This window comes from Rossellomorea sp. NRS-1567, from assembly GCF_050467885.1.
Lineage (GTDB): Bacteria > Bacillota > Bacilli > Bacillales > Bacillaceae_B > Rossellomorea > Rossellomorea aquimaris_C.
The window spans coordinates 233,367-257,470 of sequence record NZ_JBITPL010000010.1 but is presented as its reverse complement, the minus strand read 5'-3'; the positions used below and the strand labels follow the sequence as shown (position 1 = coordinate 257,470).

Below are 24,104 nucleotides of genomic sequence, written 5' to 3'. Positions count from 1 at the left end.
CACAATTATATGGACTTAATCGTGTAAAATGTAAATCGGCTGGATTATTAATGAAAACGGCCGGATTTTCTGCGGTTTCGGCCGGATTCTTGGTCAAAACGGCTGGATTTTTCTCGATAACGGCCGGATTCTTCGACAAATCGGCCGGATTTTTCAGAACCGACTTGATTCTTCTCGGAAACGTCCGGATATTTGATTGATACAGCTGGATTTTTCATCAAAGAGGACAAAATTACTCGTGAGTGTCACCTGTAATCTCATAGAATTAAATAAAATGGCAATAATCTCATCCGCAAACCAACAATAGGCTTGCGCTTCTGTATATTTTTCACTAAAATAGTGAATACATATATTGTTTACCTATATCGAAACGTTGATCAGGAGTAGTAATGATGGATTTCTGTCGTAGAGAGTTGACGGGTGGTGAAAGTCAACCAGAAGCATCATGAACTCGCCTGCTGAGTTGCAAGTGTGAACATCAGTAAGACTTGCCGTTTTCCGCGTTAAGGATGAATGAAGCTGAGTGCGCGTACACTAATGTGGGTGGTACCGCGGGAGAATGTTAATACAAACTCTCGTCCCAAATATTTATTTGGGATGAGAGTTTTTTTATTTTTTTTTAAAAAAGAAAGGCACCACCTGCCTTTCGAATGAAAATTAAAGGAGGATCTCAATATGAGTTTTGATCATAGAAGTGTTGAGACAAAATGGCAGCAGTATTGGGAAGAAAACAAGACGTTCAAGGCGACGGAAGACGAAGGGAAATCCAATTTCTACGCACTGGATATGTTCCCGTATCCATCAGGCGCAGGTCTTCACGTAGGACATCCGGAAGGGTTTACGGCAACGGACATCCTTTCCCGCATGAAGCGTATGCAAGGGTACAATGTCCTTCATCCGATGGGGTGGGATGCATTCGGTTTACCGGCTGAGCAATATGCCCTTGATACAGGGAATGACCCGGCAGAATTCACAGAGATGAACATTAATACCTTCCGCCGTCAAATTAAATCACTAGGGTTTTCTTATGATTGGGACCGCGAAGTCAATACAACAGATCCAGGCTACTACAAATGGACACAATGGATCTTCACCAAACTTTATGAAAAAGGCTTGGCTTATGTGGATGAGGTTGCCGTGAATTGGTGTCCGGCACTGGGGACGGTCCTTGCCAATGAAGAAGTCATCGATGGGAAGAGCGAACGTGGAGGGCATCCAGTAGAGCGCCGTCCGATGAAGCAGTGGATGCTGAAGATCACCGCTTATGCCGACCGTCTTGTTGAGGACCTTGAAGATGTAGACTGGCCTGAAAGCATTAAAGACATGCAACGCAACTGGATCGGACGCTCTGAAGGAGCAGAAGTGAAATTTGTGATCGATGGCCATGACAAATCATTCGATGTCTTCACGACTCGTCCTGATACGATCTTTGGTGCAACGTATGCAGTTCTTGCTCCTGAGCATCCGTTCGTCGAGAAAATCACAACTGAGGAACAACGCTCGAAAGTGAATGAGTATATCGACAAGATCAAGTCAAAAAGTGATCTTGAACGTACAGATCTTGCAAAAGAAAAAACGGGTGTATTCACAGGGGCCTATGCGATCAATCCGGCTAACGGAAGCAAAATGCCGATCTGGATTGCCGATTACGTTCTAATGAGCTACGGTTCTGGTGCCATCATGGCTGTTCCTGCTCATGACGAGAGAGATTATGAGTTTGCCAAAGAATTCGACCTTCCAATCGTGGAAGTGGTCGCTGGAGGCAACGTTGAGAAAGGAGCTTATACAGGTGACGGGGAGCATGTGAATTCCGGTTTCCTTGATGGACTGCAGAAGGAAGAAGCGATTTCGAAAGCCATTTCATGGTTAGAAGAGAAGAATATCGGAACGAAAAAAGTAACGTACCGTCTGCGTGACTGGTTATTCAGCCGTCAGCGTTACTGGGGCGAGCCGATTCCAGTTATCCATTGGGAAGACGGTACAACAACGACCGTCCCGGAAAGCGAGCTTCCTCTTGTACTTCCGAAGACGACTGAGATCAAACCGTCTGGTACAGGTGAATCTCCACTTGCGAACATCAGTGAATGGGTGAATGTCGAAGACCCTGAAACAGGTAAAAAAGGCCGCCGTGAAACAAACACAATGCCACAGTGGGCAGGAAGCTGCTGGTACTACATTCGTTATATCGATCCACATAACGAAGATGCTATTGCTGATGCGAAGAAAATGGAAAATTGGCTGCCGGTGGATACGTATATCGGAGGAGCCGAGCATGCGGTCCTTCACTTGCTGTATGCCCGTTTCTGGCATAAGTTCCTTTATGATATCGGCGTAGTTCCAACGAAAGAGCCATTCCAAAAGCTGTTCAACCAAGGAATGATCCTCGGGGAAAACAATGAAAAAATGAGTAAATCAAAAGGGAATGTTGTGAATCCGGATGAGGTGGTAGAATCTCACGGAGCAGATACCCTTCGTCTATATGAAATGTTCATGGGTCCACTGGAAGCGTCCATTGCATGGAGCACAAACGGACTGGACGGAGCCCGTCGTTTCCTTGATCGTGTATGGCGCCTGCTTGTTGAGGAGGATGGTACACTATCCTCTAAGGTGACAGATGCACCGAACAGTGACCTGGACAAAACGTATAACCAAACCGTTAAGAAAGTGACGGAAGACTACGAGGGGCTTCGTTTCAACACAGGAATTTCTCAACTGATGGTATTCATCAATGATGCGTACAAAGCTGATACACTTCCTAAGAACTATGTGGAAGGTTTCATTAAAATGCTGGCACCGATCGCTCCGCATATGACAGAAGAACTTTGGAGCAAGCTTGGTCACGAAGGAACGCTTTCCTACGAAGCATGGCCGACATTCGATGAATCGAAGCTTGTGGACAACGAAGTCGAAATCGTCCTTCAAGTGAACGGAAAAGTGAAAGCCAAAGTCATGATCCCTCGCGATATGAATAAAGAGGATCTAGAAAAAACCGCCATGGAAAACGATGAAATCAAAACACAAATCGACGGAAAAACCATCCGCAAAGTCATCGCCGTACCTGGCAAACTAGTGAACATCGTAGCTAACTAATATTGTGTTGAGGGACGGACCTTGAAATGCATCTGATTGTTAGGAAATACTATCAATTGGGGATTCTGTATTTCACCAAGGTCCGTCCCTCTTTTCTATTTAGGGGGACGGACCTCTATATGGGCCGGAAATTGATCGCAAATCGCTTTAAATCAGCGTTCTATTGAGGTCCGTCCCTCTTTCAATCTGATTTTTTTGTTTGGGAGAAGGGCTTTGGTATAATTGTGATGAATGAATTATGAAAGGAAGTTGAGAAGAATGGATACAATTAAAACGATTAAGACTGATGAGTTGGAGCAAAAGTTGAAAAATGGTGAAGATCTGCTTTTGGTGGATGTTCGTGAAGATGAAGAAGTGGCAGAGGGAGTGATTCCTGGAGCAAAGCATATCAAAATGGGTGAGATTCCTGAGTCACTTGATCAATTTGATAAAGACAAAGAGTACATCTTTATCTGCCGTTCAGGAAACCGCAGCGGAAATGTCGCTCATTACATGCAGGAACAAGGATACAAAGTGGTGAACATGGAAGGCGGTATGATGAACTGGGCTGGGGAGACAGCTGAGAAGAAATAATGTTTTTTCTGAGCGAAGCACATCCTTTTTTAATAAAGGGTGGGCTTTTTTCTTTTCTTGATGTATTTGAGTCTGGCTGACAGTGTGAAAATACTCCGGTAAATTGATTTAACGGCGAAATTCAAAATATAACGGCGAAATTCCGAAATCCCCCTCCCATCACATTCAATCCAATATAAAAAATCCCCCATCAATTGTTTGAAAATTAAATATTCTGACGATACTAATATCAATCAACAATGGGGAGGGAGCTCTATGATTCAAGTGAAAGTCTTCGATTATGAGCATGAGAAAGATTTAGAGAAAGATATGAACCAGTTTCTTAGTAAACTGGAAGATAAAAAAATCGTGGATATTAAATATCATGTAGCAGCATTGTCGGAGGAAGTGGAAGATCAAATTTATTGTTTCTCGGCCATGGTTGTTTACAGAAAATAAAAAGGTTGATCGTACTGCAGATGCAGATGGGATCAACCTTTCTTTTTGCATTATACTTTTGCTGCATTAAAACCGGCAAGTCTACCGGTAACAAGGGCAGAAGTAATGTTATAGCCGCCAGTATATCCGTGGATATCAAGCACTTCCCCACAGAAGAAGAGTCCGTTCATCTTTTTCGAAGCCATCGTTTTCGGTTCAATTTCTTTAATGGAGACTCCGCCGCCCGTTACAAACGCCTTATCAATGGATAATGTACCGTTCACATTGAAGGTGAATTGTTTTAACAACTTGGTAAACTGTCGGATCTTCTCTGAGGAGATATGATCTCCTTTTTCATCGTGATCGATTTCTGCACGGTCGAGTAAAAATAACAGGTACCTCTCTGGGACCAATCCTTTGAATATATTCTTCGCGGCTTTCTTTCCCTCTTCCTTCACTTGCTTATGAAGAGTCTGGAATAGCTGTTCTTCATTTTGATCAGGCATGGAATCGATTTGCATTGCAACATGGGTCAGGTTCCATTTCTTCATGGCCTTTACTACATATTGACTGCAACGGAGAACAGCCGGTCCGGAAATTCCTAAATGGGTAAAGATCATATCCATTTTATGCGTGATGATTTTCTTTCCCTTAGGATTTAATACGCTTAAATCAACGCTGCGCAATGAAAGTCCTTGAAGCTCTTTCTTTTTAACAAAAGGCTCGTCCGATGTAAGGGGAACCTCCGTCGGGAACAAGTCGGTAATCGTATGCCCCGCTTTCGTGGCCCAAGGATATCCATCCCCGGTCGATCCGGTATGAGGGACGGACTTGCCTCCAACCGCGATGACGACAGCCTTTGCGGCAATGGTTTCCCCGTCTTTCAAGAGGATTCCGACCGTCTCGCCATTTTCGTACAGAACTTCCTCCACGCTTGTGCTCGTCCGGGTATCCACCTTTAACTCCTTCATGCGCTTCAATAAGGCTTCCACAACATCCATGGCCCGGTTCGATACGGGAAACATCCTGCCGTGGTCTTCCTCTTTTAATTGTATTCCCAGCTTTTCAAAGAAAGCGATGATATCTTCATTACTGAACTCGGAAAAGGCACTATATAAAAAACGTCCATTTCCTGGAATATGCTTAATGATTTCTTCTATGGGAAGTCGATTGGTCACGTTGCAGCGGCCGCCTCCGGAAATCGCAAGCTTCCTACCAAGCTTCGTTCCTTTATCCACAAGAAGGATGTTCGCCCCGTTTTCACCGGCTGCGATACTCGCCATCAATCCGGATGGTCCTCCACCTATGACAATCACATCGTATTTTTTTACCATTTTTCCACCAACTTTTAGTTTTGCTCTTTCGTTTTCAAAAGAAGTTTCTCCTTATTTTAAATGGGATGGGTTTTAAATACAACATTCGAAAAAAATTGTCATTCGATTCGTACAGTAGTAAACTACTGATAGTGTGTAAATATTCAAGTAGGATTTTATTTTGTTTGTTTAATGAGCAACAAGATATATAGAGAGGGATACTATGTCATCTAAATTAATAAGAGGGACGTTTATTTTAACGTTAGGGACCTTTATTTCGAAGTTTCTGGGTCTTTTTTATGTTATACCGTTTGATGATTTGTTAAAAGGTCATGAAGAGGGAGCTTCCCTTTATCAATATGGGTATGTACCCTATACAATCTTTCTGACTGTAGCGACTGCAGGTGTGCCCCTGGCCGTTTCGAAATTCGTTTCAAAATATAATGCCATAGGGGAATATGCTGTAGGACGAAGGCTATTTAAGTCAGGCTTGGTGTTGATGACGCTGACGGGGATTGTTTCGTTCCTCATTATGTATGCATTTGCACCAATTTTTGCTGAAATGACGATCAAAAGTGATGAGCAGGTCATTTCGGTTGCACAGGTGACAACCGTCATTCGGGCAGTAAGTTTTGCACTGATCATCATTCCGTTTATGAGCTTGATCAGGGGATTTTTCCAGGGTCATCAATCCATGGGGCCGACTGCGGTTTCCCAGGTGATCGAACAAATTGTCCGGATTATCTTCTTACTGGGCGGGATTTATGTTGTATTAAACATCTTGGACGGATCAGTGACAACCGCCATTTCTGTAGCTACGTTTGCTGCATTTGTCGGGGGGCTGGCAAGTCTCGGGGCATTGATTTGGTATTGGTTTAAACGAAAGCCTCATTTAGACGAGCTATTAAAGGAAGATCGCGGTCAGGAAGAGGTTTCGTTACGATCGATGTACAAAGAAATCATCGCCTATTCGATTCCGTTTATTTTTGTAGGGCTTGCCAATCCGTTATTTCAACTGGTTGATCAGATTACCTTTAACACTGCGATGTCTGCGATTGGAAATGCGAAAGTTTCCGATCATGCCTTTGCCGTATTGAACTTCTATACTCATAAGCTTGTGATTATTCCAGTGTCATTGGCAACCGCCTTTTCTATGACGCTGATTCCGTTGATTACGACGTCTTATACAAGCGGCGACCGGAAAACGATGCGTAGAAACATCGACCAAACGTTTCAAATTCTATTGTTTTTAACAGTACCGGCAGCTTTAGGAATTGCGCTTTTAGCTGAGCCAACGTATACAATGTTCTATCACAGTGATGAATTAGGAACGTCTATTTTAAGATCATATGCACCTGTTGCGATTCTGTTTGCTTTATTTGCTGTTACGGCAGCGATCCTTCAAGGGATTGACGAACAGAAATTTACAATCTTCAGCTTGCTTGTCGGTCTGCTTCTCAAGCTTGTCCTGAACATACCATTGATTCGCTTGTTTGAAACTCAAGGTGCAGTCATCGCCACTGTAATTGGGTATTCGGTAGCGATTCTAATTAATCTGTATATCATCAAGAAATACGCGAGATATCAATTCAGACTGATTATGAGAAGAACCATGTTCATTGGAGCACTGAATGCCGTCATGGCAGTAGTGGTATTGGTGCTGTATGGTATACTGGTTCAATTCCTCAACCCTGAGTCCGGGTTCCAATCGATTCTTCTCGTCGCGATCTGTGGCGGGGTGGGAGCACTCGTTTACTTCTACTTAAGCTTAAGAAGTAAATTGGCAGATCGATTATTCGGGGATAAAATCACGAGAATTCGCAGTAAACTTCGCATAGGGTAAAAAGGAAAAGGGATGATACATGCCGATCATCCCTTTTTTTATTTCTGGCGCAGGTCCGTAATGGAAAGTGAGCCTCTTTCTTATTTAATGGGTTTATTCATTTTTTACCTATAAATGTGAAATGGAAACGCTAATTATTATAATACCCAAGCTGTCTTTCAAGTCGCTCTACTTTTCGTTCCAAGCGGTCGACTTTACGGTCCAGACGCTCATATTGTCTCTCGAGTCGATCTAGCCGGTCATTGATGCCGCCGCCATACCCTTGACCAGGAAAACCTGGATATCCCTGTCCGCCGCCTCCAGGGAGTGGAATAGGGATTAATAATCCACCTGAACCTTGTTGTCGATATGGATACATACGCTTCACCTCAATTATTTTTATCAAAGTTGCTTACCTTTAGTAGCCTATGTTAAGAATAGAAACATGAATGGGTAGGTGCCTATGGACGGGTCAAATCACTGATAATTCAACATAATATATAAACGGAGCGTGATTAATGTGAGAATAGATAAAATGCTTGCCAATATGGGTTACGGCAGCCGGAAAGAAGTAAAGAAATTATTAAAGGATGGCGGTCTTCAAGTCAATGGAGAGGTCATTAAGGATGGGAAAGTACATATCAATACGGAAAAAGATACGGTGATGTTGTACGGAGAGCAGGTTGAGTATCGTGAATTCATCTACCTTCTCATGAATAAGCCGCCTGGAGTCATCTCCGCCACAGAAGATGGACAGGATGAAACCGTCATTGATTTACTTCAATTGGAAGATCAAATATTCAATCCATTTCCGGTCGGAAGGCTCGATAAGGATACAGAGGGATTCCTCCTCATTACGAATGACGGCCAATTATCCCACCAGCTCCTTTCTCCAAAGCGCCATGTTCCGAAAACGTATTTTGCCGTGATTGACGGGGAAGTGACAGAAGCGGATGTGGAAGCTTTCAAAAAAGGGGTAACGTTGGAAGATGGCTACGAAACAAAGCCGGGGGAATTGACGATTTTAAAATCAGGATTGACCTCTGATATTGAATTGACGATTACTGAAGGCAAATTTCATCAGGTGAAAAGAATGTTTGAAAGCGTAGGGAAGCGCGTCATGTATCTGAAGCGTTTAACGATGGGGCCGCTAGAGCTTGATAAAGATTTGGAGCTTGGTGAGTACCGTGAGCTGACCGAAGAGGAAGTAACACTACTAAAAGAATACAAGCCTGAATAAAAAAAACGGGGCAGCACCCTTCGGTAAAGGTGCTGCCCCGTTTCGTTGTTTGAAAAGTCATTTTAGTCCGCTATTCTGTGATCAGATCTGGGAGATAATCCGTCAAATCTGATTACGAAGTCATCTTCACTTTCTTCTCCGTAGTTGTCCATTGACCCCGACTCGGGCTTTGCACCAAGTCATTGTACGCTAACACGTTGAGATCTCTTTGTATGGTGCGAGGAGTAATGCCAAATTCGTCTACAAGATCTTGAGTTGTTACAGTACCTTTCTGATTAATGTACATGTACACAGCTTTGATTCTAGTTAGCATACGATTGGTTGAAGGTTTCAAAGAACCACTCCCTCATCATTTTTCCAAAGGCAAAGACTACATGTGTCGTTTGTGCACCTCACGTGCTACCATATGTACTATGCGCTTTAGACAACCCCTTTTCTACATATAAAGTTTACTCATAAGATGTCAGACAATTACATTGTACTCCTAATCCGACAAAATTTCAAAAATATTGTCCAAATTTACAAACAATTTACGTAGTAACTTGATGGTTGTATTCCTAGAATATGAAGAAAATGCTAAATATATGTATTTTTTATCTTATAAAGCTCTTTTGGTAAAGAAAGATTGTTGTTTTGTATCATAAGATCTGCCAGGAGCTCTGTCAACAAGCGTGTGCTTGGATGGTGAGGGGAACCGCTCTGCTTGTAGCTAGCGTTCGGCCGAGCCTCCTCAGCTTCGCTTCCGGGGTCTCGGCACGTCCGTACTTCTGCAGGAGTCTACGCAGTTCCCCTCACCATCTTTAAGGGAATTTCGTGACAGAGCTTAAAAGTGACAAAAACAATTTAGAGAAAACGGACTACTGCACCCTTTACAAAAGGTTATTTACCATGGATCATTGTTTGATTCATTTGAAAGATGGTTCAATTATCTACCGATCTATGAGCTAACATAAAATTTTCTTTAATTCCTTTGTAGTTACTTTGTTTTTAGAACAAACGCTCAACCTATTTAGAATAGGAGTTTTTAAGTGTTTCTCTATGAATACTTAAAGGTAATGAAAATGTAGTAGCACAGAGTGGATTGTAGAGGAAGGCACTTAACTCCTGCGGGATATAGAGGAAAGGTCGAGACCCCACAGGGCATAGCCCGAGGAGGCTCGACTTCCTCCCCGCGGAAAGGAAGTGCCTGGAGCGAAAAGGAACGGTCCATGTTTCATACTATTAACTTTCATTCAAGCAGTATGCTCATTGAGCAGAGGAAGACCTTGACATGAGGATTCTCTCTGTTTGGATTTCCCCATAAAACAGTATAAAATGAATGTAGAAGTAAATACATATAGAGCAGGTGGATACGAATGGGTATTAATTGGACGAATGAAGTGGAGAAGCGGAAAGACGATTTGCTTAAGGATCTGCAGAAATTTCTGCAAATTAAAAGTGTGCTGGATGAAGAGAATGCGACGGAGGATGCACCGCTGGGGAAAGGTGTGAAAGAGGCGCTGGACTATTTGTTAACCCTTGGTGAAAAAGACGGTTTCACCCCTAAGAATGTCGGCCATCTTGCCGGTCATTTAGAATTTGGGGAAGGAAATGATCTTCTTGGTATTCTTTGTCATGTGGATGTGGTGCCTGAAGGGGATGGATGGAGCGTCGATTCTTATGGCGGTGAGATAAAAGACGGTAAGATTTTCGCCCGTGGAGCGATCGATGACAAGGGTCCTACAATGGCTGCCTATTATGCCATGAAAATCGTAAAGGATCTTGATCCAACCTTCAATAAGCGGGTCCGGATGATCATTGGAACAGATGAAGAAAGCGACTGGAGATGTGTAGAGCACTATTTTAAAAACGAAGAAATGCCTACAATGGGATTTGCCCCTGATGCGGACTTCCCGATCATCCATGCAGAAAAAGGGATCGCCGACTATGATTTAGTCCAAACAAAATCGGCGGAGACGTCTCAATCGGGCATCAAAGTCTTGTCTTTTGAGTCCGGACGCCGCTACAACATGGTTCCTGACTATGCCAAAGCGGTCCTGCTGGTCGAAGAGGACCACACAAAATGGGTTCAAAACTTTGAAATTTTCACTAAGGAAGAAAACATCAAAGGGAACTATTACATTGAAAACGGCGAGCTTGTTTTTGAAGTCGAAGGCGTTTCTTCACATGGAATGGAGCCGGACAATGGGAAGAATGCGGGTCTATACTTAGCTGCATTCTTATCACAGCTGCCTCTATCTTCTCAAGGAAAAGAATTCTTTGAGTTCACGTCCAAGCATTTCTTTAAAGATTCAAGAGGAATTCAACTCGGTGTAAGTTACCGTGACGATATTACGGGTGATTTAACTATCAACGTAGGGAAGCTGCGCTATTCAGATGCTGATGGCGGGCGATTAGGATTAAACATGCGTTATCCGGTTACGTTTGAGATGGAAAAAGGAAAGGCAATCATTGAGAACATAGAAGGCTATTCGATTGAGAACTTCTCAGATAGCAAACCTCATCATGTGTCTAAAGATGATGAACTCGTTCAAACGCTGAAAAAAGTATATGAGGATCAAACCGGTGAGAGAGGCGAGTTATTAAGCATCGGTGGAGGGACTTATGCCAGAAGCTTAGAGGCAGGCGTAGCCTTTGGGGCCTTATTCCCCGGCCGTGAAGATATTGCTCATCAGAAGGATGAATATATGTATATAGAGGATCTCCTGAAAGCAACGGCTATTTACGCACAGGCTATCTATGAATTAGCATGTGAATCTTAAGAGAGACAAGGGGAGAGAAGAATGAACACAGTATTTGTAAATGGGGTAGTCATCGATCGTGCCGATGCGAAGATTGATATTGAGGACCGCGGTTATCAATTTGGGGATGGAATCTATGAAGTGATTCGCGTATACGGTGGAAACACGTTCACGATGAAGGAGCATATGGAGCGACTTTATCAAAGTGCTGAAAAGATGAAACTGTCCATTCCGTATTCAGAAGAAGAACTGACTGGGCATCTTCTTGAGCTTATCGATTCCAATCAAGTGAAAGACGGGATTGTTTATTTACAAGTGACACGCGGTGTGTCTTCCCGTCAGCACCATTTTCCTTCGAAAGATGTAAAGGGAAGTGTCGTTGCCTATACGAAAGACTTCCCTGTTCCTATTCGCCAGATGGAGCAAGGTGTAACAGCTAAGCTGGTTGAAGATATCAGGTGGCTGAGGTGTGATATTAAGAGCTTGAATCTTCTCGGAAACCTGCTTGCAAAAGAAGAAGCGGCTTCTGAAGGCCATTTCGAAGCCATTTTGCATCGAGGTGATACGGTGACGGAAGGTTCCTCTTCGAATGCATTCATGGTAAAAGGTGGGGTCATCTACACGCATCCCGTAACAAACTTGATACTCAATGGCATTACGAGAAGAGTCATTGAAGATTTATGCAGAAGAAATGCTATCTCTTTTCAAGAAGAGACGTTTCTTGTCCCTGATCTTCTCGAAGCGGATGAAGTATTCATCGCAAGTACGACTTCAGAAGTAATGCCCGTCATTAAGATCGATCAACAGGTGATAGGGAATGGGAAACCCGGTTCTGTAACGAAAAAGCTGCAGGCACTCTTTAGTGAGAGAAAAAGGGAACAAAGCCCGGTAAAATAGTTGGAGGCTTTAAATGAGATTGATTTGTTCACAACCATTTATGAAGACAGAACGAAGAATAGAAGACAACCAGCAATTCACGGTAGAGACAGAGGAGCATCTTTATTTATACAATGATCGAATCGAGACTCCTATGAAAAGCTTCACCATTAAGGACGTGATGGATGTGACAAGCAAGCCGTTGTCAGCTTACTATACTTTTTTGTATCTTCACACGATAGAAGGAGTGTGGACGTTTGTTGTTAAGTCTTCTCCTGAACATTTCATCACGCAGTATCATAAGGTTAAATAAACATAAGAAAGAGGCTGCGCCGTCATGGTCGCAGCCTCTCTTGGTTATCGTCCGGCTCGAGGGGCAAGCCGGTTCCGATTTTGTAATTAAAACCTAAACAGGTCACTTGATAGATATCTTTCTCCTGTATCGCAGGCTATGCACACGACTACATCTTCAGGTGATAATTTCTTCGCCACTTCTATGGCTGCATAACAAGCGGCCCCTGATGAAGGTCCAACCAGGATACCTTCTTCACTTGCCATTCTGCGGGCAATATCGTAGGCATGCTCGTCTTCGATTTTGTGGATTTCATCGTAGACACTGGTATTCAGGATATCCGGAACAAACCCTGGGCTCGTTCCTACTAATTTATGCTTACCTGGCTTACCTCCGGATAGAACCGGGGATCCCGCCGGTTCCACCACATGAACGGCGAGATCCGGATAGTGCTCTTTTAACACTTCGCCAGTCCCTGTAATCGTGCCGCCCGTTCCGGCAGTCGCAACAAATGCAGATAAGGGCTTGCCGATTTCTTTCATGGCCTCCACAATCTCGAGGGCAGTCGTCTTTCGGTGGGCATCCGGGTTCGCATCATTTTCGAACTGCATCGGCATGAAGCTATTGGGAATTTGCTCTGTTAATTCTTTCGCTTTTTCAATGGCACCTGGCATTTTGTCATCTCCAGGTGTTAAGACTACTTCAGCTCCGTATGCTTTTAACAGATTAATACGCTCTTGAGTCATCGTATCGGGCATGACCAGGATTGCGCGATATCCCCTTGCTGCTGCATTCATGGCAAGTCCGATACCCGTGTTTCCACTTGTGGGCTCTATGATGGTTGAGCCTTCTTTTAAGAAGCCTTCCTTTTCTGCTTCAACGATCATTTGAAAGGCTGCACGATCCTTCACACTTTTACTCGGGTTATAGAATTCCAATTTAACATATACATCCGCTCCGTCAGCAGGATTGAGTCGATTCAATTTGACAAGGGGGGTGTCCCCGATCAGTTCAGCGATATTTTGTACAACTTTCATAGTCAACTTCCTTTCAGAAAACGTTCTTCTTCTATCGTACTAATTCAGATAAATCTTATCAAATAAATGAGCTTTGTATTTCATTTTTATTGCATTTCCTTCTAGTCATTCTCTCTCATGACACATTTTGCTAAAATGGTAGTAACGAATGAAAGGACGAGTGATATGTTGAAAGCTCACTATTTCTTTGCACTCTCTTTATCTCAAGAAACGAAACACCTTATACATAAGTGGACAGAGCCAATGATGGATGAGGGTTCTTTTCAGCGCTGGGTGCACCCGCAGGACTATCACATCACATTGGCCTTTTTAGGAAGTGCGGATGAACTTCAACCCGTGATCCATAAAGTAGAGGCCCTCGATTGTCCTTCATTTTCATTAACCCTTGATCACTACGGTACCTTTGGAAAAAGTGATTCACCCAGAATTCTTTGGATGGGCATTCAGCCTTCTGAAATCTTACAACGGGTTCGGGAAAGTGTGTATGGTGCTTGTGAAGAAGCGGGCTTTCCATTAGATAAGAGACCTTTTTCTCCACATATCACCGTAGGGCGAAAGTGGAATAGAGATGTTCCTATTACTTCCGGGTGGTTGAATTCGTTTCAGCCAACGGACACCCATTCTTTCACAGCAGGAGAAATCGTGTTATATCAAACTCACTTAGACAGACTGCCAAAGTATGAAGCCATTTACACCAAACCGTTACATGCAAATTGACCGTCATGAAAGGATCGATCCATATGGCACAGCTGATTAAACTTCAAGATTACGTTTCCAGGTACGAAACGGATTTATATAGATATCCTTCCCAATTTGTCCGATTAAAAAAGCAGCAATGGGAAAAAATGAAACAACATTGGGAAAACGGTGATCTTCCTCCCGCTTCCCCGGTCATTAAGGAGGAAGGACAAGAAGAGGAAAGGAACTCCATGAAGGAGAAGCTCTTTTCACTGTTCAAAAAGAAAGAAGCTGAAGAGGAGGAGCTCTCAAACTCCATTCAGCCAAATGATGAAGAAATTGCCTTTGAAATGGATTCAAACCAGGATATCTCTACGGAGGAAGAATTGAAGGTTTCTTTCCTGGACCTTGTATTTGATTTTCAGTTGAGATGGGCAAGCTCCACGATCATGGAGAAATCCTATGTAGACAACAGCTATCATTATGACGAACGATTGCGTTACCTGATTCAGCGTTTTCCAGATAACATATTGGTGATGTACAACCCGGTACTAAAGATTAAACATGCCCCTGTAGAACTCGAAACCATTCTGATCACCCCAACCGGGATCTGGTGCTTAACCTTTCTCGAATTTGAAGAGGGAACTGCCTACATCGGTTCAGGAGAACGATTCTGGTTGAAAAAATGGGGAGATGTAGAGACGAAGGTATTAAACCCTCTAATCGGACTGAGAAGGATGGAGGGAATACTCCATCAAATCATTCAATATGCAGGTGTGGACCTTCCTATACATAAAGGCGTGATAAGCAGAAATGGATACATAGATTACCCACAGGCTCCGGTGGGCATTCAGTTTCTTGACAAGCGGCTCCACAATGAATGGTTCCAGCAGCAGCGCTCAAGCTCTTCTCCGATCAAGAGTGTCCAGCTGAAAGCGGCCCAAGCCATCTTGGAGTATTGCCAGACCACTTCATTCAAGAGGCTTCAATGGGGAGAACAGGCGGTTGAATCAGGTGAGAACCAACAATGAAGACGATTTTCATCGTGAATCCTTCAGCAAAGAATCAATATTCCTTATCTTCGTTGAATCATTTTAGTCAAACCATCCATATTCCACATGAGATTTTTGTGACAGGTCACCCCGGTGACGTGAAGAACATTGTTTCAAGTGTCGTCAACCAATCTCCAGAAAACTGGCTCCTGGTAGTGGGGGTAGGTGGCGATGGGACCATGAACTCTGTGGTTAGTGGAACAATCGGTTTTGACAAGGTCGTTATAGGGTATATTCCATCAGGAAGTGGTAATGATTTTGCAAGGGGCTATAATTGGCCTAACAATAAAAAACAAGCATATACCTTAATAAAGGAAGGTTTGAAAAAAGAAGATTTCGTGACCCTGGATTCAGGTCAATTTACCATGAGCAGCGGACCAAATGGGCATTTCGTGAATAATATAGGGATAGGATTTGATGCGGAAATTGCCCGTAAGGCAAATCGTTCATCCTTTAAAAAGTGGTTGAACAAATGGTCCCTTGGACAATTGATCTATCCTATCCTCCTTTGTAAGGAAGCGTTTACGTATAAACCCTTTTCCCTTTCGATAGAAGTTGATGGGAAAGAGCAGGTGTTTCACAAGGTATGGTTTGTGACTGTTTCGAATCAGCCTTTTTTTGGTGGAGGAATGAAGATCGCCCCTCAGGCTTGTCCTCATGATGGATCTATCGATATGACCCTCGTCCATGGGTTATCTAGGTGGAAATTACTCCTGGTCTTCCTATCTGTCTTCTTCGGAAAACATACGGCTTTCAATGAAGTCAGCACGTGTTCAGGAACAACCATGACCATCCGATCGGGTCAGGATGTACCCGTGCACGCAGACGGAGACACAATTGAAGAACTGAAGAAGGGGAACGAATTGAAGGTGAATGTTCTTCCATTAAGTTGGAAAATGTTAAACAGAAGTGGGTGGCAGAAGTGTTAGTCATTAGTAGGCATTACGATGCGTTTTTAGATACGTTCAATACGGTTACATTGATTCTTCCATACGATTATCATGATGGGAATTCCAGTCACTTCTCTCTCATAAAAGGTAGTGAAAAAATAGCTCTTCACATTGAAGAAAAGATTCCCCTCAATGATGCGATGAAATATGTCACGACGATCCAGAGTGAGAAGGTTGTCCTGGGTGAAGTCTATGAAGTCGTCGATGAGCATAACACAAAGACAGACCTGCAAATCGGAGCGGTCATTAGAACGGAAGAGTTTGATCAACGCTATTATTATGACGGGGATGACCTTGGTGTTACCTGCCAAGAGGGGTGCACCGTGTTTAAAGTATGGTCTCCGACGTCTACAGAGGTAAGTTTAAAGCTGAAATCCCCTGATGATGAAGAGATACAATACCCATTCTCCAGAGTTGAGAACGGCGTATGGGAATGTAAGGTGTATACCGATGTAGATCGTTATTATTATACCATTCTAACTTGTATCAACCTGGTTTGGGATGAACTGATCGATCCCTATGCTAAATCGGTTTCCTACGACAGTGAGTGGGGATGTATTGTGAACCTTGGACGCGGGGAAGGTCCTTCTTCCTTGGCACCATTAACTTCCCCTGCAGATGCTGTCATTTATGAATTGAATGTCCGTGATTTCTCAGCCCAAAAAGAAAGCGGCATGAAATTCGCAGGAAAATATCGTGCCTTTACAGAAAAAGGGACCTCTACACCGAAAGGATTCAGTAGTGGAATTCAGTACTTAAAGGAGCTGGGCATCACCCATGTTGAGCTGCTTCCTGTCAATGATTTCGATGGGGTCACGGATCACCCTACCGATAAAAGTTATAATTGGGGATACAATCCTTTGTTTTTTAACGCGCCTGAAGGGAGCTACAGTTTAAAGCCTGAAGATCCCTATGAACGGATCAGTGAGCTGAAAAGCGTGATTCAAAGCCTCCATGAAGAAAATATCAGAGTCATACTGGATGTGGTGTACAACCACGTGTTCATTCGGGAGGAATCGTCCTTTGAAAAGCTCGTGCCCGGCTATTTCTTCCGTCACGACGAAAATGGCTTACCTTCGAATGGGACGGGAGTGGGAAATGATTTTGCTTCCGAACGCCTGATGGCCAGGAAATTTATCGTTGATTCGATTCTTTATTGGATAAAAGAGTACGGTGTCGACGGCTTCCGTTTTGACCTGATGGGAATTCTTGATATTAAGACCATGACGACAATCCGTGAAGAAGTGGAAAGGGTTTTGCCGGGAGCGATCATCATAGGAGAAGGCTGGGACCTGAATACACCCCTGCCCCCCCATCAAAAAGCCAACCTGCGTAACGCCCATCAGCTTCAAGGGATCGGTCAATTCAATGATTGGTTCCGGGACACCATTAAAGGAAGTACGTTTAACTTATATGACAAAGGGTTTGCCCTTGGTCACGGTCACTTGGAACAAAAGGTGGAACTCGTCCTGACTGGAAGTGTCGGGATGAAAAGTGGGGAAAGAGGACTTTTTAAAGAGCCGACTCAATCCGTCAACTATGTGGAGTCCCATGATAATCACACCCTATGGGATAAAATGAAAGCTTGTTTAAATGAAGATGAAGGAACCCTTATGAATCGCCATAAATTAGCAACCACGATGGTGCTGCTATCTCAAGGGATCCCTTTTATTCATGCAGGACAGGAATTTTACAGAACGAAAAAGGGGATCGAAAACAGCTACAATTCTCCTGTGGAAATTAATCAACTAGACTGGGTAAGAAGAGAAGAATTCGATGATGTGGTTCAATACGTAAAAGCACTGATTCAAATCCGTAAAAGTCACGGTGCCTTCCGATTTCAAAAGAGCGGCCTGATCAGGGAGCATGTGGAAGTCTCACATAGCATTGAAAATCTTGTTGTGGTCCGCTACCGGAATGTCCACCCGTATGGTCCGTGGAACGATATCTTCATGGTCTTCCATTCAGATTCGAAAAAGTGTCAGTATTCCCTCCCCGAAGGAAAAGATTGGATTTGTTTGTCCGACGGAAATCGTGCAAATGTAAACGGTCTTTATGGGGTAAAAGAGCCAACCATAACCCTTGAACCTGTCTCTTCCTATGTATTTGTAAGGTAACAGTTTTTCCAGTGCTTGACGAAAACGCAAGATGACGATAAAATCTTAAACAGATGGCTATTGATTGTATTGCCCAATAGCTGTCTTTTTTATTTTATAAGAATTTTTTGATGTAGTGAATGAATTCAACTATTAACGTAAATGAACATATAAACATGACAAAGGACCAATAGAAGGTGAATATATTGGAACACTTATTTGACCAAGATTGGGAAATAGTCCCCGCAGGCGGTGCTACTGGAGAAGCGTTCTTTGCTCAGTACCAAGAGCAAAGGTTATTTCTGAAACGCAATTCCTCCCCTTTTGTGGCTGTATTGTCTGCAGAAGGAATCGTACCCAAGCTAGTTTGGACCAAAAGACTGGAAAACGGGGATGTCATAACGGCACAACATTGGTTAAATGGAAGAGAATTAAAGCCGGAAGAAATGATGGATGAACGAGTGGCTAAGCTGCTTAACAAGATTCATTCCTCAAAGCCGCTTTCAACCATGCTTGAGCGGTTGGGAAAAGAGCCGTTTCAGCCGGAGCATATGCTTACGGAAGTGGAAACAGGCTTAGAATTCGATCTTCTTTCATTGCCTGTCATTAGAGAGGCGCTATTATTTCTTCAAAAAGAGCTCTTGGAAGTTCAGCAGGAAGAATATGTAGTCTGTCACGGTGATGTCAATCATAACAACTGGCTGCTGTCTGATTACAACCAGTTGTATTTAATCGATTGGGACGGTGCCATGATCGCGGACCCGGCCTTTGACGTAGGGCTTTTATTATACTGGTATATCCCTGAAGACCAATGGGAGAGCTGGTTAACTCAATATGGTGTTGAGTTGACCGATAACTTAAAGCTGAGAATGAAATGGTATGTGGTTGCACAAACGATATTATCCATTCAGTGGCATAAAGGAAAAGCCCGATTTCACGAAATGAATCATTGGATTGAATATCTGCACAAAGTGATCTGATTCATTAAGAATAGTTGTTCATATCCGTAACCCATTGGGACAAGTTTTCTTGATTGGACGTAATATGGTTCGATAGGTCAGCAGAGGATATCCCGCTTTGACTATACTGATAAATTTCCTGCAGGACAGGCTTTACGTTTTCGTGAATATCAGCATTAACCATTAATGACTTCACCAATCGTTCAACTTGCTCACATTCAGAAACCGAACCGCAGCAATCCGCACTGTGATTGCTTAAAATATCTGATAGTAACTGCATTTGATTCTGTGAATTTAAAGGCATAGAGTACACCCTTTCATTTTCTTCTATAAAGATTTAAAGAAACACGTACTTTTTCAGCCCTTCAAAATGACCAGACCCGAAAAAGGAATTCACTAATAGTGTGTGAATTCCTTTTTCAATTATGCGCGCTTTTTGAGGGACGGACCTCAAAAAGGGCACATCAGCCAGAAGATCTGAAGCGGGGATTGGCTCTATTTTGGCTCTTGCACAGGACGGATAGTCGTGGTATGTTTTTTTCGATAATAAAAAAAGAGGTGTCTACATGCGTTTACGTAATAAACCGTGGGCTTCTGAGAGAATCAGTGACCATCCACAGTATGTTGTGGCAGAACCCCAGGAGATAAAAGGTCAATGGAATAAAGAATTTGGTAATGACAATCCTATTCACATCGAGGTAGGAACTGGAAAAGGTCAATTCGTCACGGAAATGGCCAGAGCCAATCCGGACGTTAATTATATTGGTATCGAGTTATATGAAAGCGTCATTGTAACCGCTCTTGATCGTTTGATTGAAGCCGGGCTTCCTAACGTCAAGCTGTTAAATGTCGATGCAAAGAACCTGACTGAATACTTCGCAACAGAAGAAGTAAGCCGAGTGTACTTGAATTTCTCTGATCCATGGCCGAAAAACCGTCATGAAAAACGTCGATTGACTTATAAAGATTTCCTGAAGCTATATGAAGATGTGCTGATCAAAGGCGGGGAAATCCACTTTAAGACAGACAATCAAGATTTATTCGAGTACTCATTAAAGAGCTTCTCATGGTATGGTCTCCACCTGAATTTCTTGAGTCTTGATCTTCACAAAAGCGATTTTGAAGGAAATATCATGACTGAATATGAAGAGAAATTTTCAGCCAAAGGACAAAGAATTTACCGGGTTGAAGCACAATATCAAAATAAGTAATTTAATGTTAATGCAGCCTCGCAATCTCGCAGGGCTGTTTTTTTTATTTCATGATCATTTGAGGGCGACCCGAGCATCCACCTATAAGTTGTCCATAAATTCTGATAAAATAAAAGGGAATGAACAAAGGAGGAGTCAAAATGGAAACGTTGAAGGTTGGAGATATATCGATCTATTGGCTGAATGGCGGCGTCACTCACATGGATGGGGGAGCTATGTTCGGAGTGGTCCCAAAGCCTCTTTGGTCAAAAAAATATGCCGTGAATGACTTGAATCAAATCGAATTACGAACAGATCCTCTCTTTTTCGAATGGGAAGGGAAGAAAGTATTAATTGAATCCGGTATTGGTAAAGGGAAGCTGAATGATAAACAAAAGCGTAACTACGGTGTGCATGAAGAGTCGGATCTCGAGGCATCACTGGAAACACTGGGCTTGAAGCCAGATGATATTGATGTGGTGTTAATGACTCACATGCATTTCGATCACGCTTGCGGCTTAACAAAATATGAGGGGGATAAGCTTGTTCCTGTATTCCCGAATGCAACCATTTACACCTCCCAAGTGGAATGGGATGAAATGAGAAATCCGAATGTGCGCTCCCGTAATACATACTGGAAAGAAAATTGGGAAAGCATTCAATCTCAAGGGGAAACGTTCGAAGGAGAAAAGGAAGTACTTCCTGGAATCACAATGGTGCATACGGGAGGTCACAGTGATGGGCATTCGATTATCCTTCTAGAGCATAACGGGGAGAAGTTCATCCATATGGCAGATATCATGCCTACTCACGCTCACAAAAATCCATTATGGGTACTGGCTTATGACGACTATCCGATGACGTCCATCGATGCCAAATACAAGTGGATCAATCAAGCGATTGAAGGAGAATACTGGTTCCTTTTCTATCATGATGCGGTTTATAGAGGGATCAAGTGGAATACAGATGGAGAAATCGTTGATCACGTACTGAGGGAAAAATAATAATGACTAAATAAAGGATGGTCCCAAGACCCTGGGATCATCCTTTGGTATGATGCGGTTAGTCTATTTAAGCTAAAGGATACACATCCACAACGGTGCCCGTATACGCATCTGCTAAAAACTCATATTGCTCCAGTTCCCCGTCTTTTCTTCTGGATACGCCACCTTTATAAACTTTCGTTGTGACCGAGTGCTTCTGATAGTCTTCGGGCTTCATTCCAATCCAGGAGCCATCGATGTTCCCCTCTTTTTTAAATGAAAGTTTGACGTCCTTTAATACTTTTTCGGCAGAAACCATGCTTGAATCATCCAGTTTTTCTTTCAGAAAATATCCTCCTGCTGCTCCGATTCCGATTCCAATCATGAAAGATTTCCAGTTCATTTTTATTCCCTCCACAGGCAATGAGTATTTGATGTTTCTCTGACACGCAAGGGATAGCATGCTCTTCCCGCTATCTCCCCAATAATTCTCGATTATTTTCCATCTATAGGTACATTCTATCAAAGAAGTAATAAAAAAGAGAACTCATTTTCTTCTCAATTGGTGGTAAGACGTTCGAAAGTTCTGTAAAATAAGATTATACATAAAGTAGATTTTATATAAAAGGGGCATATGACATGAAACAAGATACGTTGGAACTTTTTAAGACATTGACTGAATTGCCGGGAGCACCCGGTAATGAGCATGCGGTTCGTAAATTTATGAAAGAACAATTGTCTCAATACTCAGATGACATCGTGCAGGATCGTTTGGGCGGGGTATTTGGAGTGAAAAAAGGCAATGATCAGGATCCTGTTGTGATGGTTGCAGGGCATATGGATGAAGTAGGATTTATGGTCACGTCTGTTACGGACAATGGAATGATCCGCTTTCAAACCCTTGGAGGCTGGTGGAGTCAGGTCATGCTTGCTCAGCGTGTTCAAATCATAACGGATAACGGTCCGATTACAGGTGTGATCGGAAGCATCCCTCCTCACCTGCTCGGAGAAGAACAGCGTAGAAAGCCGATGGAAATCAAGAACATGCTCATTGATATCGGTGCTGATGATCGGGACAATGCAATGGAAATCGGGATCAAACCGGGACAGCAGATCGTACCGATTTGTCCGTTTACCCCAATGGCGAATGAGAAAAAAATACTTGCGAAGGCTTGGGATAACCGTTATGGATGCGGATTGTCCATTGAGCTGTTAAAAGAGCTGCAAGGGGTGACACTTCCCAACACCCTATATTCCGGAGCCACGGTTCAGGAGGAAGTAGGATTACGCGGTGCCCAGACAGCAGCCAATATGATTAATCCGGATATCTTCTTTGCCCTCGATGCGAGTCCGGCAAATGATATGTCAGGGGACAAAAATGAATTCGGCCAATTAGGTAAAGGTGCTCTCCTTCGCATTCTTGATCGTTCAATGGTTACCCACAGAGGCATCAGGGAATTCGTTCTTGATACAGCTGAATCAAATGACATTCCATATCAATATTTCGTTTCTCAGGGCGGAACGGATGCCGGAAGAGTACATATGTCAAATGAAGGGGTTCCGAGTGCCGTTGTTGGTATCTGTTCAAGATATATTCACACACATGCATCCATGATCCATGTAGATGATTATGCGGCTGCGAAAGAACTGATTGTCAAATTAGTGAAGCAATGTGACCGTTCCACAATTGAATCCATTAAATCAAACGGATAATTCACGTTTCTAAAAAAATAGACCAAAAAGGCTGTCTCAATCAGGAACCTCTTGAGACAGTCTTTTTATAGAGACAAAAAAGGGAGTGACTCTCTCTTAGAAATGAGGTATTAATTTGTTGAAAATAGCAATTGGAACAACCAATCCCGCAAAGGTACAAGCCGTTCAAAAGGCTTTTAAGGAACACTATGAAGACGTAGAGTTCGAGTGTTTCAAAACAGATTCAAATGTAGGTGAGCAGCCAATCTCTGATCAAGAGACCATCGAAGGTGCGTTAAATCGAGCCAAGAACATCCTGCGGGCAACAGATAGCGATATTGGGATCGGTCTTGAAGGAGGAGTGACGGAATCACTTTACGGAATGTTTGTCTGTAACTGGGGGGCACTCGTGGATCGGAGCGGCAACGAAATCATTGGTGGAGGAGCCAGAATCCCTCTTCCTAAAGAAATCAGCAGTCAGTTAAAAGCCGGGGAAGAGCTTGGACCCTTGATGGATGAGTACACTCAAACCACCGGGATAAGAAAAAAAGAAGGCGCAGTGGGCGTGTTTACGAATGGACTCATTACGAGAGAGGCTATGTTTTTGCACGTGGTTCAGCTCTTAATAGGCCAGTGGCAGTTCAGAAACAAAGAGCAGGACTTATAATCGATAGACTTTTGCCTTTAGAGGGTACTTGGCCCATACCAATTCTACCTGATATTCATAGGATGGAGTATATCAGACTTTATTTTATCTGATAAATTCTTTCTAAGGAGGTAAGAATTTATGGGATGCCATTATTGTAATGACCGAGTTGGGGGTCGTCGTGATGACCGTCGTGATCACAGAAGATGCTGTGACTGGGATAAGTTGCTTTTTGGTGACAGAAGAAGACGTGACCGCAGAGATGATGTATTAGGATCAGAAGATAATCGTGGAAGATGTCGCAGAAGAAGAGATGATAATGTCCTGGGAGCTGAAGATAACCGTAGAAGATGTGGTTGTCATAGAAGAAGACGCAATAGAAGATGTGGCTGTGGCTTATTCTAATAGTTGGGAATGGAACTCCGTTTGAAGCGGAGTTCTTCTTATACTTAGCAGG

At 43.1% G+C, this 24,104-nt stretch carries 24 protein-coding genes and 1 other annotated feature; of the genes, 18 read left to right on the top strand and 6 right to left on the bottom strand.

Annotation, left to right across the window (positions count from 1 at the left end; translation table 11 throughout):
• The 4 genes from ACIFOD_RS06890 to ACIFOD_RS06875 form a co-directional block, all read left to right on the top strand.
• On the top strand, window positions 1-200 hold a 200-nt coding region (locus ACIFOD_RS06890), incomplete at its 5' end, for a hypothetical protein (protein ID WP_430314030.1).
• Window positions 201-364: 164 nt separating this feature from the next.
• Window positions 365-586: a binding site (T-box leader), on the top strand.
• Between the two features lie 89 nt (window positions 587-675).
• Window positions 676-3,090: a leucine--tRNA ligase gene (gene leuS, locus ACIFOD_RS06885; RefSeq protein WP_430314029.1), complete on the top strand. Its 2,415-nt coding sequence runs from the start codon at window positions 676-678 to the stop codon at window positions 3,088-3,090.
• A gap of 258 nt (window positions 3,091-3,348) precedes the next feature.
• A complete protein-coding gene (locus ACIFOD_RS06880) occupies window positions 3,349-3,663 on the top strand; it encodes a rhodanese-like domain-containing protein (protein WP_430314028.1) in 315 nt (104 codons plus the stop codon).
• A 255-nt stretch (window positions 3,664-3,918) separates the two neighbouring features.
• Window positions 3,919-4,101, top strand: coding sequence for a sporulation protein Cse60 (locus tag ACIFOD_RS06875; protein ID WP_397554480.1), 183 nt, complete (start codon window positions 3,919-3,921; stop codon window positions 4,099-4,101).
• 50 nt (window positions 4,102-4,151) lie between these two features.
• On the opposite strand, the gene ACIFOD_RS06870 is transcribed toward ACIFOD_RS06875, so the two are convergent.
• Window positions 4,152-5,414, bottom strand: coding sequence for an NAD(P)/FAD-dependent oxidoreductase (locus ACIFOD_RS06870; RefSeq protein WP_430314027.1), 1,263 nt, complete (start codon window positions 5,412-5,414; stop codon window positions 4,152-4,154).
• Between the two features lie 202 nt (window positions 5,415-5,616).
• On the opposite strand from ACIFOD_RS06870, the gene ACIFOD_RS06865 reads away from it, so the two are divergent.
• Window positions 5,617-7,236 carry a putative polysaccharide biosynthesis protein gene (locus ACIFOD_RS06865; RefSeq protein WP_113969816.1) on the top strand — a complete coding sequence of 540 codons (1,620 nt, stop codon included), beginning with the start codon at window positions 5,617-5,619 and terminating at the stop codon, window positions 7,234-7,236.
• A 130-nt stretch (window positions 7,237-7,366) separates the two neighbouring features.
• Here ACIFOD_RS06865 and ACIFOD_RS06860 read toward each other — a convergent pair whose 3' ends face one another.
• A complete protein-coding gene (locus ACIFOD_RS06860) occupies window positions 7,367-7,594 on the bottom strand; it encodes a hypothetical protein (RefSeq protein ID WP_113969815.1) in 228 nt (75 codons plus the stop codon).
• A 135-nt stretch (window positions 7,595-7,729) separates the two neighbouring features.
• On the opposite strand from ACIFOD_RS06860, the gene ACIFOD_RS06855 reads away from it, so the two are divergent.
• Window positions 7,730-8,455 (top strand): pseudouridine synthase, encoded by a 726-nt coding sequence (locus tag ACIFOD_RS06855; protein WP_430314041.1) that lies wholly within the window; start codon window positions 7,730-7,732, stop codon window positions 8,453-8,455.
• A gap of 112 nt (window positions 8,456-8,567) precedes the next feature.
• Here ACIFOD_RS06855 and ACIFOD_RS06850 read toward each other — a convergent pair whose 3' ends face one another.
• Window positions 8,568-8,789, bottom strand: coding sequence for a DeoR family transcriptional regulator (locus ACIFOD_RS06850; protein ID WP_113969813.1), 222 nt, complete (start codon window positions 8,787-8,789; stop codon window positions 8,568-8,570).
• Between the two features lie 1,021 nt (window positions 8,790-9,810).
• Between ACIFOD_RS06850 and pepV the strand changes: the two genes are divergently transcribed.
• From pepV to ACIFOD_RS06835, 3 genes are read left to right on the top strand one after another with little or no spacing between them, the layout of a single operon-like run.
• Window positions 9,811-11,217 carry a dipeptidase PepV gene (pepV, locus tag ACIFOD_RS06845; protein WP_430314026.1) on the top strand — a complete coding sequence of 469 codons (1,407 nt, stop codon included), beginning with the start codon at window positions 9,811-9,813 and terminating at the stop codon, window positions 11,215-11,217.
• 21 nt (window positions 11,218-11,238) lie between these two features.
• Window positions 11,239-12,093, top strand: a complete 855-nt coding sequence (dat, locus tag ACIFOD_RS06840; RefSeq protein WP_430314025.1) for a D-amino-acid transaminase — start codon at window positions 11,239-11,241, stop codon at window positions 12,091-12,093.
• A gap of 13 nt (window positions 12,094-12,106) precedes the next feature.
• Window positions 12,107-12,385 carry a hypothetical protein gene (locus ACIFOD_RS06835; RefSeq protein ID WP_430314024.1) on the top strand — a complete coding sequence of 93 codons (279 nt, stop codon included), beginning with the start codon at window positions 12,107-12,109 and terminating at the stop codon, window positions 12,383-12,385.
• 86 nt (window positions 12,386-12,471) lie between these two features.
• Here ACIFOD_RS06835 and cysK read toward each other — a convergent pair whose 3' ends face one another.
• Window positions 12,472-13,401 carry a cysteine synthase A gene (gene cysK, locus ACIFOD_RS06830; protein WP_113969809.1) on the bottom strand — a complete coding sequence of 310 codons (930 nt, stop codon included), beginning with the start codon at window positions 13,399-13,401 and terminating at the stop codon, window positions 12,472-12,474.
• Window positions 13,402-13,566: 165 nt separating this feature from the next.
• On the opposite strand from cysK, the gene thpR reads away from it, so the two are divergent.
• From thpR to ACIFOD_RS06805, 5 genes are all read left to right on the top strand, one after another.
• A complete protein-coding gene (gene thpR / locus ACIFOD_RS06825; RefSeq protein ID WP_430314023.1) occupies window positions 13,567-14,118 on the top strand; it encodes an RNA 2',3'-cyclic phosphodiesterase in 552 nt (183 codons plus the stop codon).
• A 23-nt stretch (window positions 14,119-14,141) separates the two neighbouring features.
• On the top strand, window positions 14,142-15,110 hold the full coding sequence (locus tag ACIFOD_RS06820) for a nuclease-related domain-containing protein (RefSeq protein WP_430314022.1): 969 nt from the start codon (window positions 14,142-14,144) through the stop codon (window positions 15,108-15,110).
• Complete coding sequence (locus tag ACIFOD_RS06815; RefSeq protein ID WP_430314021.1) at window positions 15,107-16,060, top strand: diacylglycerol/lipid kinase family protein; 954 nt, start codon at window positions 15,107-15,109, stop codon at window positions 16,058-16,060. Before ACIFOD_RS06820 ends, ACIFOD_RS06815 begins: the two co-directional genes overlap by 4 nt.
• Complete coding sequence (gene pulA / locus ACIFOD_RS06810; RefSeq protein ID WP_430314020.1) at window positions 16,021-18,198, top strand: type I pullulanase; 2,178 nt, start codon at window positions 16,021-16,023, stop codon at window positions 18,196-18,198. Before ACIFOD_RS06815 ends, pulA begins: the two co-directional genes overlap by 40 nt.
• A gap of 185 nt (window positions 18,199-18,383) precedes the next feature.
• Entirely contained in the window at window positions 18,384-19,157 is a 774-nt protein-coding gene (locus ACIFOD_RS06805; RefSeq protein WP_113969805.1) for a phosphotransferase family protein, read from the top strand.
• Between the two features lie 4 nt (window positions 19,158-19,161).
• Here the strand turns inward: ACIFOD_RS06805 and ACIFOD_RS06800 are convergent, their stop codons facing one another.
• Window positions 19,162-19,440 carry a YtzH-like family protein gene (locus ACIFOD_RS06800; protein WP_148970985.1) on the bottom strand — a complete coding sequence of 93 codons (279 nt, stop codon included), beginning with the start codon at window positions 19,438-19,440 and terminating at the stop codon, window positions 19,162-19,164.
• 262 nt (window positions 19,441-19,702) lie between these two features.
• On the opposite strand from ACIFOD_RS06800, the gene trmB reads away from it, so the two are divergent.
• Together trmB and ACIFOD_RS06790 are read left to right on the top strand one after the other, a co-directional pair.
• Complete coding sequence (gene trmB, locus ACIFOD_RS06795; protein ID WP_430314019.1) at window positions 19,703-20,347, top strand: tRNA (guanosine(46)-N7)-methyltransferase TrmB; 645 nt, start codon at window positions 19,703-19,705, stop codon at window positions 20,345-20,347.
• Window positions 20,348-20,487: 140 nt separating this feature from the next.
• Complete coding sequence (locus ACIFOD_RS06790; RefSeq protein WP_430314018.1) at window positions 20,488-21,330, top strand: YtnP family quorum-quenching lactonase; 843 nt, start codon at window positions 20,488-20,490, stop codon at window positions 21,328-21,330.
• A 67-nt stretch (window positions 21,331-21,397) separates the two neighbouring features.
• Here ACIFOD_RS06790 and ACIFOD_RS06785 read toward each other — a convergent pair whose 3' ends face one another.
• Window positions 21,398-21,712 (bottom strand): PepSY domain-containing protein, encoded by a 315-nt coding sequence (locus tag ACIFOD_RS06785; RefSeq protein WP_113969801.1) that lies wholly within the window; start codon window positions 21,710-21,712, stop codon window positions 21,398-21,400.
• A gap of 236 nt (window positions 21,713-21,948) precedes the next feature.
• Between ACIFOD_RS06785 and ACIFOD_RS06780 the strand changes: the two genes are divergently transcribed.
• Both ACIFOD_RS06780 and ACIFOD_RS06775 read left to right on the top strand, forming a co-directional pair.
• Complete coding sequence (locus tag ACIFOD_RS06780; RefSeq protein WP_430314017.1) at window positions 21,949-23,022, top strand: M42 family metallopeptidase; 1,074 nt, start codon at window positions 21,949-21,951, stop codon at window positions 23,020-23,022.
• 118 nt (window positions 23,023-23,140) lie between these two features.
• Window positions 23,141-23,668 carry a DUF84 family protein gene (locus tag ACIFOD_RS06775; RefSeq protein ID WP_430314016.1) on the top strand — a complete coding sequence of 176 codons (528 nt, stop codon included), beginning with the start codon at window positions 23,141-23,143 and terminating at the stop codon, window positions 23,666-23,668.
• Window positions 23,669-24,104: the final 436 nt, after the last annotated feature.

What these genes read in the sequence shown, in the direction of transcription:
- ACIFOD_RS06820 (WP_430314022.1), top strand. Translation starts at nt 14,142, where the DNA reads ATGGCACAGCTGATTAAACTTCAAGATTACGTTTCCAGGTACGAAACG.
- ACIFOD_RS06815 (WP_430314021.1), top strand. Translation starts at nt 15,107, where the DNA reads ATGAAGACGATTTTCATCGTGAATCCTTCAGCAAAGAATCAATATTCC.
- ACIFOD_RS06860 (WP_113969815.1), bottom strand. Translation starts at nt 7,594, where the DNA reads ATGTATCCATATCGACAACAAGGTTCAGGTGGATTATTAATCCCTATT.
- cysK (WP_113969809.1), bottom strand. Translation starts at nt 13,401, where the DNA reads ATGAAAGTTGTACAAAATATCGCTGAACTGATCGGGGACACCCCCCTT.
- ACIFOD_RS06785 (WP_113969801.1), bottom strand. Translation starts at nt 21,712, where the DNA reads ATGAACTGGAAATCTTTCATGATTGGAATCGGAATCGGAGCAGCAGGA.
- dat (WP_430314025.1), top strand. Translation starts at nt 11,239, where the DNA reads ATGAACACAGTATTTGTAAATGGGGTAGTCATCGATCGTGCCGATGCG.
- ACIFOD_RS06875 (WP_397554480.1), top strand. Translation starts at nt 3,919, where the DNA reads ATGATTCAAGTGAAAGTCTTCGATTATGAGCATGAGAAAGATTTAGAG.
- trmB (WP_430314019.1), top strand. Translation starts at nt 19,703, where the DNA reads ATGCGTTTACGTAATAAACCGTGGGCTTCTGAGAGAATCAGTGACCAT.
- ACIFOD_RS06835 (WP_430314024.1), top strand. Translation starts at nt 12,107, where the DNA reads ATGAGATTGATTTGTTCACAACCATTTATGAAGACAGAACGAAGAATA.
- leuS (WP_430314029.1), top strand. Translation starts at nt 676, where the DNA reads ATGAGTTTTGATCATAGAAGTGTTGAGACAAAATGGCAGCAGTATTGG.
- ACIFOD_RS06880 (WP_430314028.1), top strand. Translation starts at nt 3,349, where the DNA reads ATGGATACAATTAAAACGATTAAGACTGATGAGTTGGAGCAAAAGTTG.
- thpR (WP_430314023.1), top strand. Translation starts at nt 13,567, where the DNA reads ATGTTGAAAGCTCACTATTTCTTTGCACTCTCTTTATCTCAAGAAACG.
- ACIFOD_RS06790 (WP_430314018.1), top strand. Translation starts at nt 20,488, where the DNA reads ATGGAAACGTTGAAGGTTGGAGATATATCGATCTATTGGCTGAATGGC.
- ACIFOD_RS06780 (WP_430314017.1), top strand. Translation starts at nt 21,949, where the DNA reads ATGAAACAAGATACGTTGGAACTTTTTAAGACATTGACTGAATTGCCG.
- ACIFOD_RS06870 (WP_430314027.1), bottom strand. Translation starts at nt 5,414, where the DNA reads ATGGTAAAAAAATACGATGTGATTGTCATAGGTGGAGGACCATCCGGA.
- pepV (WP_430314026.1), top strand. Translation starts at nt 9,811, where the DNA reads ATGGGTATTAATTGGACGAATGAAGTGGAGAAGCGGAAAGACGATTTG.
- ACIFOD_RS06865 (WP_113969816.1), top strand. Translation starts at nt 5,617, where the DNA reads ATGTCATCTAAATTAATAAGAGGGACGTTTATTTTAACGTTAGGGACC.
- ACIFOD_RS06800 (WP_148970985.1), bottom strand. Translation starts at nt 19,440, where the DNA reads ATGCCTTTAAATTCACAGAATCAAATGCAGTTACTATCAGATATTTTA.